Genomic DNA, 12055 nt, shown 5'->3' with positions numbered 1-12055 from the left:
GTCCCCGTCGGCAACGAGAAGAGCGTCCGAGTGGACTGGGAAGACACCGCCAACAACGAGACCGGTTACGAAGTCCGCAACACCACCCTCAACCAAAACTTCGGCGTCGACGCCAACACCAAGACCTTCACGGCCCCCCACCTCGACCCGAAGGTCCGGTACTGCTTCCAGGTCCGGGCCGTCGGCGCCCAAGGCCCCTCTGGCTGGACGCCGGTGGGCGAGAAGGTGGAGTGCGCCTGAGCCGGTCGGCGCAGCACCGCCTGACACGCCGTCTGCCGGGTGTTCCCTGAGCGTGAGCAATCCGCATCAGACGTCGGCTACCCCCACGGGCCGGCCGGCGTGGGCCTCCTGGATAGCTCTCGGAGGGTTTCGCGGACGGCGGCAGGCGGGTCTGCACGGTCAACGGTGGATCTTCGGGTAGGAACCGCCACCTGCTGACAGACGTGATCGTCTCGGCCGAGGCCGTGGAAGAGGTGCAGCCGTCCGGGCTGGCGCCGGATGTTCTGGATGACCAGCTGATCAGTCGGCTGGTGGACGGGGCCAAGGCCGACGGGATCAAGCTGACCGGCGCGGGTGGTCTGCTGCAGCAGCTCACGAAGAGGATCCTCGAGTCGGCTCTGGAAAGCGAGATCACCGACCAGCACGGGCATGAGAAGCATGAGAAGGCCGACTCGGGCAACACCCGCAACCGGACCCGGTCCAAGACCGTGGTGACCGAGGTCGGCCCGGTCGTGCTCGAGGTCCCGCGGGATGGGGAGGGCTCGTTCGAGCCGCAGATCGTCAAGAAGCGGCAGAGCCGGCTGACCGGCATCGACGAGATGGTGCTCTCGCTGTCCGCCCGCGGCCTGACCCACGGCGAGATCTCCGCCCACCTCGCGGAGGTCTACGGCGCCGAAGTGTCCAAGGCGGCCATCTCCACGATCACGGACAAGGTCGTCGACGGCATGAACGAAGGGCAGAACCGGCCCCTCGACTCGGTCTATCCGGTTTCGTTCATCGACTATGTCCACGCGAAGCTGAGGGACGGGCAGGTCGCGAACAGGCCGCTCTACGTGGTCTTGGCGGTCACCGTCGACGGCACCCGCGAGATCCCGGGACTCTGGGCCCCGCGACGGAGGCAAAGGCACCAAGTACTGGCTCCAGGTCCTCACCGAGATCGAAAACTGCGGCACGGAGACGTCGGCACGGTCGTCTGCGACGGCCTGAAAGGACTGCCCGACGCGATCGGAGCGATCTGGCCGCAGGGGTCACGCAGACGTGTGTCGTTCACCTGCTGCGGGCCTCGTTCCGATACGCGGCCCGGCAGGACTGGGACAAGATCTCGAAGGCCCTCAAGCCCGTCCACACCGCGTCGACCGAGGACGCCGCGACGGAACGGTTCCTGGAATTCCAGGAAGAATGGGGCCAGAAGTACCCGGCGATCGTACAGCCGGGGCGCTACGCGTCAAACCGATGCCACACGAGTCGGCCGCCTCCTACCTCCACCGCCTCGGCCAGCCATACCGCGTGGAGTCACACCAGCTCTGCGAAGGCATCGGCATCGCCGTCCACGGCCACCCCAGCAGCACGCCGGGAGCAACCGAGATCAACCCCTCCCCCGCAGCACTGCATCACCTCACGGTGTTCACCCACATCCCGACCTGCAGCTCGCCCTCGGCAAGGGCGTCCCTGAGTCCGGAAGTCCGGATCCCGACCATCCCACCGCCCGCTGGCAGCCACGTGAAGCCGCCCGGCAGCCCACCCGCACCTGCCCCTGGTGCACCCTCCACCACACCCGCGGAACCACCAGCCAGGCATGGGGCCTACCACCCCACACACCAACGTCTGTGCCCACGCCACCACCAATGGGCCACCCCACCCGCAGACCAGGCATCCCTGGACACCCGAGGGCTGCCCGAACTCGTCCCGGCCCATCGCACCCACAAACGGCTCGCGCGCCGGTCCGACGCCACCGCCGCCTACCAATGGGCGAGCATGATCACCACCCGCTGGTACGACCACCAGCAACACCTCACCCGACGCTGGCGAGGCCGGCTGGCGCGCCTGGCCCGTACCAACCCACCACCTCCAGGCGGCACATCCTGGGCACTCACCGGACGCGACCCGGTCACTACCCCGAGACTGTCGCCCTCGCCCGACACCTCGCACACATACCCCGCGGCCAGACCGGGCCCAGCTTCCTCAACCGGATCGCGACCATCTCGGCCTGGACCGACTCGTGCTCCCACCCGACGACCTACTCACCGCCTGAATCCACACCCCCACCAAGCCGCAACGCGCCGCACGTAGCTGCCTATAGACCGGCCATTACACCTGCACAACAAACCAGGACACCCGCACACACCTGAAAACCCGGCCAACCTGCGAAAACACCAGGCCACCGCCCCGGCCCAGCGGGCGCTCCATCAGCCAGCCCCGACCACCGCAAAGGCACCCACCACACCAGAGCACCAGCCAACCAACCTGAACACCCGCAGGTCACAGAACCAGGCCACGCACTAAATCAATGACCCGTCATACTCAAAATGCGCCAGTTCTGCACCGGTGAGATTCTGGCGATACGGGACTGCACACCGATACCCGACATCTACTAGGCCTCATCATGAAACTCGGACACGTCATAGCGACTGCGGTTTTGTTGACCCCCATACCATTTGCAGGTATGACAAACCCTGCTGCCGCATCTTCCTCCCACACTGTCGTCGTCAATGGAAAGATGACCGTAACCGACTCTGGTAGCTTCCCCTTGAACAATGTACACATCGTCAATTTCGAAATGCCGACGCGGACATTCATCCTCACGCACGCCAGGCCCACTGGTCGCGTGGTTCACAGAGTCTGTGCAGCAGAGGAGACCAGGGGGCAGCTGACCATCCAAGTGGTACTTCAGCCCTCCGAAAGGGTCGACGCGCTCGCGGAGCTGAAGCTGTACGAGGAGTCGACCTGCGAGAACCTCGACCTTGACGACACCGACTGGGCCGCGACAAGCGTCAACCCTGGGCAAACACGCCAGATGAAGAGGCTGTGGGTAACCAACGCACAGGAGGTCCAGTCATGGGATAGCGCCGAAGCGACGGTGACCGTGGCCCAGGAACCCTCGCCGCCCGAGCCACCCCAACCCAAGCTGCCCCCGCTGCTTGAGGAGTGGAAGAAGCACTGCCAGACCAACAAGAACGCCTGCGGCAAGCTGTAGTCAGGCCACTTCGAACGGCCCGGGACACTGGACGCATGACCGAACGTCGTGCCCTGGGCATCGGCCCGCGCACCGCAACTCCCCCAGCACAGCCCCGCGTCCGCGCCGATGTCCAGCCGGCCGGCCTCCCCGCCTGTCCCGGTCAGGCACGCGATGACCACCGCGGCCAGGACCGCCAGGACGACGGCGACGATGAGACGGGGCACCCGGGGCGCTCTTCTGCACGCCGGTGTAGTTCAGCGCGGTCAGCGCCAACGCCGCGGCCACCGCGACCGCATGCACCTGACCAGGCCACAGGAAGGTGCCCACGGTCAGAGCCATGCCCGCGCAGGAGGCGGTCTTGCCCACCACGAACGCCCACCCGGCCAGGTAGCCCCAGAAGTCACCGAGCCGTTCGCGGCCGTAGAGGTAGGTCCCGCCCGAAACCGGGTAACGGGCGGCCAGCCGCGCCGAGGATGTCGCATTGCAGTATGCGACCACCCCCGCCAGAGCCAGCCCCAGCAGCAGACCCGACCCCGCCGCCCGGGCCGCCGGCGCGAGCGCGGCGAAGATTTCCGCCCCGATCATCGACCCGATCCCGATCAGCACCGCGTCCCCCACCCCCAGGTGCCGCTTCAACTCGTCGCCACCGGCCCGTGCCCCCACCACGTGCATCCTGTGCTCCTTCGCGGCATCCCGCCGCACATGCCCCGTATCTGTGCGTGCGGGATCCCGGCGCACCGTAGCCGAGTAAGGTGTCCAGCCGAGGGGCGGGCCCACGCCGGTGTGGATGGAGTGCTCCACACGCCTCGTGAGTCCTCGATGGCATGGCGGGCGTTGGTGGCACAGCGGGCGAAGCCGCGATCGGCCTGGCCGAGCAGGGCGGTGAGAGAGCACGTCAGCGGGCCGCAGACACGGACGCCACCGGCCCCATGGCCTTGCCGTAGACGTCCCGCCGCGCACCCAGCCAGCAGCCCCTACAGCCGCCACACCGCCCAACACCCGCACCGCCGGCCAGCCCCGCATACACCACCCTGACTTGTGATCACGCCACGCTCCTCGGTCACCCGCTGACAAGCAACCACTGCCACCACCCCACCCCTTCGCACGCAGTCACTGTCTGATCAGGCGCAGCTTGGTGCCGTCCGGGCGTGGAAGCCCGATGATCGGGGTGGCTTCGTTCCCCCCGAGCACGGAAAGCAGGAGTTCGGGGCGGCCCGGAAGGCAGGTGGTGCCCTCGCGGCGCAGCCAGACCTGGGTCGAGAACGACATCTGCGGGTACGTCGAAGTCCCAGCTGCCTTCCTCGTACACGCCCCGATCCGCAGCGTGTAGTGCCCGCCGTCACCCGGTCGCGCACGTTCGCTCATGGTCAGGGACGCCGTGTTGTGCTGAGCGGTCCAGTTCCCCTCATAGGTCACGTCACCCGTTGAGGACACGGCCGACCAGACAGCCGCCACCAGGGCAACGGCGGACACGCAACCGCAGCCCTGACAATAAGGATCGGTGCCCGCCGCGTGCAGAAGGAGGTGAAAATCGTGGCCGCGCAGGACGCAAGGAGTGCCAGGACACACCAGACAAACCAGGCCCCGTTCCCTGCTGCCGCCAGCACGATCACGAAGGCCAAAGCGAGGGCTGCCGACGCAGCGGCTCGCCAGGCGGTCTCCCAGTTGTGACGGGATGTCGCCTGGGCGGATGCCGCGGCGGCCAGGATTTCGGCAATGGGCACGACGACGTGGAGGTATTCATACTCCGGTTTCAACATGGTGAAGTCAGCCAGGGAGAAAGCGCCCAACAGGCCTGCGATCTCCACCGCGAGCAACAGCCAGAGCACCATCCCGGGCCGGCTCTTCGATATGTCCCTCACACCCACCCCGACGCAGCGGACCCTGCCGCCATCACCCACGAACAGCGGCATCTGGCACCTTCCCCAAGAAGCCCAACGGCCAGGCCGCCCGATTTCGGGAACGCCTTAGCAGCAGACGACCAACTGGTCGTCAAAGCGCGGAAAGAGCCTCCCCAGCGGTCTCTGGGTGCGTGGGAAACTCTTCGCGCCGCTGACGGTGTGCCGGGAGCCGCGAGATTACGGCCTGCCCTCCCGCAGCCGCGGTGCAGCGCCTGGTACGGGCGGCGTGGCGGGCCGGGCCAGTGCGCTGGGCCACCAGGCGCGCGGGCCGATGTCGATGACGAGGGCCGGTACCAGCAGTGAGCGCACGACGAGGGTGTCGAGCAGGACGCCGAAGGCGACGATGAAGGCGATCTGGACGAGGAAGGCCAGGGGGATCACCATCAGTGCGGCGAAGGTCGCGGCGAGGACGACGCCGGCCGATGTAATTACGCCTCCGGTGGTGATGAGCCCGCGCAGGACACCCTCGCGGGTGCCGCGGGTAAGGGCTTCCTCGCGGACACGGGACATGAGGAAGATGTTGTAGTCGACGCCAAGGGCGACGAGGAACACGAAGCCGTAGAGCGGTACGGAGGCGTCCGTGCCGGTGAAGCCCAGCAGGTGTTCGAAGACGAGGGCGGACACACCGAGCGTCGCAAGGAAATTGAGGGCGACGGTCGCGACAAGCAGGACGGGCACGAGTACGGAGCGCAGGAGTGCGATCAGGATCAGCAGGATGATGCCGAGGACGATCGGGACGATGACGGTGCGGTCGCGGGCGGAGGTCTGCTGGGTGTCGTACTGCTGGGCGGTGTACCCGCCTACCAGGGCTTCGGCGCCGGGGAGTGCGTGCACCTTGTCGCGCAGCTTCTGGATCGTCTCCTTCGCGGCGTCGCTGTCGGCTGCGGCGTCGAGCGTTGCGTCCAGACGCACCCGACCGTCTACTACGAGTGGGTCCCCGGTTCCTGGTCGGCCTGTCACAGTGGCCGGGGTGACGGTTGCAACGCCGTCCGTGGATTCGGTGGCCGCTCGCACTTCGGCTGCCTTGCCGACGTTGGTGATGATCACGGCGGGGTTGCCTGATCCGCCGGGGAAGTGGCGGGTCAGGGTCTGCTGAGCGCCGACCGAGGGTGCTTCGTTGACGAAGATCTCGTCCAGTGGCACGCCCTTGGACGACAGTGTGGACGAGAACCCTGCGAGTACCACAAGTAGGAGCGCGGTGGACACCCACACCCGCCGTGGTGCCCGGTCGATCATCGCGGCGATACGACGCCACACGCTGTGGCCTTCGGCGGTGGCGTCGGCGGGCTTGGGGGTGGCGGGCCAGTAAGCGGCCCGGCCCAGCAGCACCAGAGCGGCCGGCAGGAAGGTGAGGGTGGTGAGGACGGAGCAGGCGATGCCGATGGCACCGACCGGTCCGAGGGCCCGGTTGTTCGTGAGGTCGCTGGCCAGCAGAGCCAAGAGGCCCAGGGCCACGGTCGCCGCGCTGGCGGTGATGGCTCCGGCCGACCTGCGCACGGCGGCCCTTGCCGCGTCGACGCGGTCGCCCTGTCGGGCGAGCTCCTCACGGAACCGCGCTGCCAGGAGCAGGGCGTAGTCGGTTGCGGCACCGATGACCAGGATCGACAAGATCCCCTGGACTTGGCCGTCCACCCGTACCGCACCTCGGTCGGCCAGCGCGTAGACCACCGCGCAGGCCAGGCCGAGGGCGAACACCGCACTGATGATGATCACCAGCGGCAGCAGCACGCTGCGGTAGACCAGGAGCAGAATCAGCAGCACCGCCCCCAAGGCCACGCCGAGCAGCAGTCCGTCGATTCCGGCGAACGCATCGGACAGGTCCGCCTGGCTGGCGGCAGGACCGGCGATCTGGACCGTGGTCCCCGCTACCCGCTGAGCGGCTTGCCGCACCTCCTGCAGGACTGCCGGAATCTCTTCACCCAGGTCGGTGGACAGCGACACGATGGCCTGGAGCGCTTGGCCGTCAGCGGAAACGAGTGCTGGGGAGGGCGGGGCGGCGATGCCAGGTTTGCCGACGAGAGCGGCGACCGCTCGCGTGGCGGCCTCGCGCTGTTCGGCGCTGACAGGCTTGCCGTTTGCAGTCCAGACGATGATGGCGGGGATCGAAGGCGACGTTTCGAACGCCTTGCGGGCTTCGAGGACCTGCGTGGACTCGGCGTTGCGCGGCAGGAACGCCGCTTGGTCGTTGGTGGCGACCTCACCCAGCTTCCCCGCGTACGGTCCCAGCGTCCCGCCGATGCCGAGCCACACGATCAACAGCGCGAGCGGCACGATCCAGCGCGCCCAGTGCGGTGTCTTCTTCAAGGTCAGCTCCTTGCCCATGAGATTAAGTCATCCATAAAGAATGTCAATCATCGAGAGATTATATGCTCTGATCATGCTGACACCGAAAGCTCCTCGTCTTCACTTCCGGCCGACGCCCCCATCGGGTTGCAGTCGTTTGCCGTTTTGCTGCGCCGGATGAACACGGAGTTCAACCGCATCGCGCAGGAGTTCGCCCATGCTCAAGGGCTTCACCTCACCGACGTCCAGGCCCTCATCGCCGTGTTGGACGCGGACGACGGCGAAGAGGCCGGCCCCATGACGCCTGGCCGGCTGCGCAAGCAGATGAACCTCACCTCCGGTGCCATGACCGCATGCCTGGATCGACTGGAGAAGGCTGGCCACATCCGCCGCGTGCGGGCAGCCGACGACCGCCGGGTCGTCCACCTGCACTACGCCCAAGCGGCCAGGCAGGTCGCCCGGGACTACTTCCGCCCCCTGGCCCACGGCACTGACGCCGCGCGCAGCAACTTCACCAGCGACGAACTCCATGTGGTGGTCCGCTTCCTCGCCGAGTTGAACCGGCAGCTCGCCCTCGTAAGGCGATGAACGCCCCGGCCGCCCGAGGCGAACGAGACCGCTGAGCCCCGTACGCGCGGCCGGGGCGGCACAGAAGCCGTGGAAGATCGGCCGCGACCGCAGGCGTCGCGCTAGCGCGTGTCTCTTTGATGGGTTGGTCAGTTGATCGGATGTGTCTGTCCGATTAGTGATCACCGATGTGATGTGGGACCGGATCGAGCCGCTGATGCCGGCCGATCCGGTCCGCGGACGGCGGTGGGCCGACCACCGCCGCACCCTGGAAGCCATCGCATGGAAGTACCGCACCAACTCGCCCTGGCGGGACCTGCCCGACGAGCTCGGTCCGTTCCAGACCGCACACAAACGGCTGGTCGGATGGGCAGTCGATGGCACCTGGGAGCGAATCCTGGCAGCCGTCCCGGCCGCGGCGGATGCGTTTGACGACACCGACTGGACCGTGTCGGTCGACTCCACCGTCGTCCGGGCCCACCAGCACTCCGCCGGCGCACTCAAAAGGGGGCGGTGGGACGCCGAGAGCCAGCCGACCACGCACTCGGACGCTCCCGCGGAGGCCTGAGCACCAAGGTCCACCTGGCGGCCGACGGCCTGGCTCGTCCTCTGACCTTCACCATCACCGCAGGTCAGGCCGGTGACGCACCTGCCTTCGAGAAGGTGATGGCCCGTATCCGGGTGCCCCGAACCGGTCCTGGCCGGCCACGGACCCGGCCCGCGGCAGTCCTGGCCGACCGCGCCTACTCCTCACGTGCCATCCGGGCCCATCTGCGGCGCCGGGGAATCCGCGCGGTCATCCCGCAGCCGTCCGACCAGATCGGCCACCGCCTGCGGCGAGGCCGCCGAGGCGGCCGCCCGCCCGGCTTCGACCCCGAGGCCTACAAGCAACGCAACACCGTCGAGCGATGCATCAACCGGCTCAAACAGTGGCGCGGCCTGGCCACACGATGCGACAAACTCGCCATCGCCTACCAGGCCGCACTCCACCTCGCCGGCATCCTCATCTGGACCCGACACTGACCAAAGAGACAGAACCTAGCCGCTCGCGGGATGGGGTGCGACGACGCAGTTGGACTTCGCGGACTCCAGGGTCCCGTTGACGGCGGTGACGCAGAACTCGTAGTTCCAGGTGCCGGGGAAGAGGTACGCGATGTCACGGTGCGTGGTGTCGACGATGAACTAGTCGGCGGAGGACTGGCTTCCGTTGTTGATGTTGCGGACACAGACGCGGTATCCGGCCGCCTGCGGGGAGCCCGACCAGGTGAGTTGCACCGTGGTGGCGTCGGTTGAGGTCACCTGGAGGCCGCCAGGCGCAGGCGGGCTACCCGCCCCGATGGTGACGGAACGCCCGGCGCCCGGCAGGCCGCCGCCCGCGGCATTCCACGTCACGACGGACACGGCGTAGTGGTGGCCGGGTGTGAGGCCGTCGATGTGGACGGACTTGCCGGTGACCGAGGTGCTGTCGATGAAGGTCCCCGGGGTGTCCTTGTCGAAGGTGATCACCTGGTAGCGGTCGATGGTGTCGGTGTACGGGCCGGTGGGTGCGCCCCACACGACATCGACGCCGGTCGCGGTGGCCGTGGTGACGATGCCCACGGGTGGTGAAGCGGTTTTGGGATGCGCGGTGGCCCTGACGGTCGGCGACCAGTCCGACTTCACCCTGCCGCCGTTGTCGGTGCGGACCTGGTACTCCCACTCCATTCCCTCCTCGGTCCAGGTGGTGTCGAAGCGGTTCACCGAGACGGGGAACTCGGTCCAAACGGTCACGCCGACCAGCCGGTAGCGGACTTGGTATCCGATGGCCCCGTAGACCGCGTCCCAGGTCACCTTGATGCCGCTGTCCTCGGAAGAGGCGACGACGTTGCCCGGCACGGGTGTCGCCCGGGCGGGCATGTCCGCCGGGACGGCCGGTACGGAGGTTCCCAGGTGATAGCGGTCGTGCAGGGTCTTCTCGAAGGCGCGGGCGATCTGGTACTCGCCCAGCGCGTTCGGGTGCAGGCCGTCGTAACCGGCGGGGCATCCGTCCGGCTCGCAGGAGTATTCCCCGCGCCAATCGGCCAGCTCGACCGGGGAGCGGTCGGTCTTCCACTGCGAGACTGCGTCGCTCAGCAGCAGGTTGGGGCGGACCAAAAAATGTCAAGCTCAGGGGTTCCGTTTCGCTCCACCCCTGAACGGCCTGCTCCGCAGGCCGGGGTGACCCCGTTTCACGGGGTGTGGGCCTTCGGCCCGTCGGGGTATCCGCTTCGCTCCCACCCCGAGATCCTTCCGGCTTCGCCTCCCGGACCAGCCCGCCGCGGGCCGCTGCCAGTGAAGGCTGGCTCAGCACATGCGAAGTGCCCTTGTCTCACGATGACGTGAGACAAGGGCACTTTCTTCCTCTGCGCCAAGCGGGCACTGCGGCGTCAGCGGTGACTCTCAGTACATTCGCGTCACGTGCACACCAGGGAGGACCAATCCGACGGATTCGGGTTTCCGAGCGCCCGGACCCTGAAACATTGGATACCCCGGCCGAGTTCTGCCCATTCGTAGAAGGTCCTGTTCGGCCCCACACGGCGGGTCCTACCTGTCCCGATATTTTGGATTTGGTAGCCCATTTCGTCGGCACTCGTGTCCCCCCACTCTATGAGAATGTGGCGCAGTCCCGTTAGGCGATCTGGCGATGTCCGCGTGACGGTGACATGTGTAGGTTCCGACGGCTCTGCGAAGTCATGGGTTACGAAAAAATTCGCATACGCGTAGTCATTACTGGTTTCATGGTTTTTTGCGGTTAGACTGAACTCTTGTTTTCCACCATTGGCGATTTGTTGGGGCGTGGTAGCAACTTTGGATTCGAGATCGGTGTGGTCACATGTCACCCACTCGTACAAGGCAAGCGTTGAGGTGACGGTTACTGTTTCATCGTTCAGTTGCATCTCTATCAAGAGCTCGCCCAAGGTCTCATCATCTGCACATACCGGAATGCCCCATGAATCCCTCGGCGCACTATGCGTAAGATCAAACGGCCTACTGAAGTTTCGGGTTTTAGTTACTCCGCCCGCAAGCAATCCAGAGGCGTCATGGACTCTTAGATATCCGGTTACCCTGACACGGTGAATCGTGTTCGCTTCAGCTCGCTCTGTCATTCCAACAAACGGGATGGGAGCTATCAGAGCTGCAGCCACCAAGCAACGTCCAAGCCTCATCACAAACCTCGTTTGAATCAGAGCTGAGCTCGATCAAGAACAAAGTGGATGGACGGGCGCTAGCGCAACTTCCCTATCAGTAGAATCCCACTGCGGCGATCTCCGCGCATCTCGAAAAGTTGCAACCCCCTGGAGCGCCACACAGACGCACCCTCGCAGCATCGACAGTAGCGATTCGGTGCATACCAATGGTTGCTGCCTGCACGAGACGAATACCACTCAAGGGGCCTCCAGGTCGAGGTCCTCGGCGTCCAGAATGTAGCCGGGCTTGCCGGCCACCGTGACGGTGTAGAAGCCTTGTAGACGGCGCCCGGGTCCCGCTTCTTGGCCGGCTTCCAGTAGACGATCTGCCCGTCGTCCGGGTCCGTCGCCGTCTTGCGCACGAACCACCCCTGCACCCTCAACTCCCCGCCGTCACACAGGCCCCCGCCAGCTCGGCTACAAGGTCGTCATTGACGAAGTACGGCAACGGCTTCCCGTCCGGCATGCCGGCCAGATGGCCGTAGCCCAGCGGCCTCGCGTCCTCCCTGAGACGGACCTGGCACAGCTCGCTCACGCCAGGCCGGCCAAGAGCGAGGGCAGGAGCGGGGGCGGCGGCCACCACCGGCACCGCCGGGCTGCCCAGTAAAGCGGCCGCACCGACGACCACGGCAGCCGGGCGCGCGAGTCGCGTACTCATCATCATGCGGGGAAGTCCTTTCGTCACCCAGGAGCTGGCAACGGCCCCGGGCTCTTCACAAAACGTCTCAATCCATGCGTGGCATACCGCGGAGCGCAGGCATGGCCGCACCCGGGCACCAGGCAGGGCCTCGTGGCGAGGCCCCGTATGAACAGCGGTGGCAGGCGGGACTAGTGTCCTGAGTCGGAGATTCGTCGGCAGTAGGCGGCGACTTTGTCGAGGATCTCGTCGGCTGTCTTTGTCCAGACGAAGGGCCGGGGGTGCT

General features: G+C 66.6%; 9 protein-coding genes and 2 pseudogenes. 5 read left to right on the top strand and 6 right to left on the bottom strand.

Features of this window, described 5'->3' with window-relative positions:
- The 3 genes and pseudogenes from ACFYZS_RS40270 to ACFYZS_RS40260 form a co-directional block, all read left to right on the top strand.
- Positions 1 to 240, top strand: a 240-nt coding sequence (locus tag ACFYZS_RS40270) for a fibronectin type III domain-containing protein (RefSeq protein ID WP_389024504.1), incomplete at its 5' end; no start/stop codon positions are given.
- 203 nt (positions 241 to 443) lie between these two features.
- A pseudogene (locus tag ACFYZS_RS40265) lies at positions 444 to 1672 on the top strand (IS256 family transposase).
- A gap of 930 nt (positions 1673 to 2602) precedes the next feature.
- A complete protein-coding gene (locus tag ACFYZS_RS40260) occupies positions 2603 to 3193 on the top strand; it encodes a hypothetical protein (protein WP_389024511.1) in 591 nt (196 codons plus the stop codon).
- A 92-nt stretch (positions 3194 to 3285) separates the two neighbouring features.
- Here ACFYZS_RS40260 and ACFYZS_RS40255 read toward each other — a convergent pair.
- The 4 genes and pseudogenes from ACFYZS_RS40255 to ACFYZS_RS40240 form a co-directional block, all read right to left on the bottom strand.
- Positions 3286 to 3847 (bottom strand): annotated as a pseudogene (locus ACFYZS_RS40255) (amino acid permease); the annotation flags it as partial.
- Between the two features lie 438 nt (positions 3848 to 4285).
- The gene (locus tag ACFYZS_RS40250; protein WP_389024503.1) at positions 4286 to 4444 is read right to left on the bottom strand and encodes a hypothetical protein; all 159 of its coding nucleotides are present in this window, start codon (positions 4442 to 4444) and stop codon (positions 4286 to 4288) included.
- 143 nt (positions 4445 to 4587) lie between these two features.
- Positions 4588 to 5088: a hypothetical protein gene (locus tag ACFYZS_RS40245; protein WP_389024499.1), complete on the bottom strand. Its 501-nt coding sequence runs from the start codon at positions 5086 to 5088 to the stop codon at positions 4588 to 4590.
- 165 nt (positions 5089 to 5253) lie between these two features.
- Complete coding sequence (locus tag ACFYZS_RS40240; RefSeq protein WP_389024496.1) at positions 5254 to 7380, bottom strand: MMPL family transporter; 2127 nt, start codon at positions 7378 to 7380, stop codon at positions 5254 to 5256.
- Between the two features lie 156 nt (positions 7381 to 7536).
- Between ACFYZS_RS40240 and ACFYZS_RS40235 the strand changes: the two genes are divergently transcribed.
- Entirely contained in the window at positions 7537 to 7947 is a 411-nt protein-coding gene (locus ACFYZS_RS40235) for a MarR family transcriptional regulator (protein ID WP_389024494.1), read from the top strand.
- 172 nt (positions 7948 to 8119) lie between these two features.
- Positions 8120 to 8949 (top strand): IS5 family transposase gene (locus ACFYZS_RS40230; protein ID WP_389024506.1). Its coding sequence is split into 2 segments (ribosomal slippage): positions 8120 to 8426 and positions 8426 to 8949, totalling 831 coding nucleotides; the frame shifts between segments, so codons are not numbered across the junction.
- A 159-nt stretch (positions 8950 to 9108) separates the two neighbouring features.
- Here the strand turns inward: ACFYZS_RS40230 and ACFYZS_RS40225 are convergent.
- Positions 9109 to 10059, bottom strand: a complete 951-nt coding sequence (locus ACFYZS_RS40225) for a fibronectin type III domain-containing protein (RefSeq protein ID WP_389024491.1) — start codon at positions 10057 to 10059, stop codon at positions 9109 to 9111.
- 299 nt (positions 10060 to 10358) lie between these two features.
- Positions 10359 to 10862, bottom strand: a complete 504-nt coding sequence (locus ACFYZS_RS40220; protein ID WP_389024489.1) for a hypothetical protein — start codon at positions 10860 to 10862, stop codon at positions 10359 to 10361.
- Between the last annotated feature and the right edge of the window lie 1193 nt (positions 10863 to 12055).

Origin of the sequence: Streptomyces sp. NPDC001903, assembly GCF_042891345.1 — a bacterium.
In the GTDB taxonomy this organism is placed as follows: Bacteria; Actinomycetota; Actinomycetes; order Streptomycetales; family Streptomycetaceae; genus Streptomyces.
The sequence above is the reverse complement of the archived record's forward strand: the minus strand, read 5'-3'. Positions and strand labels throughout refer to the sequence as shown.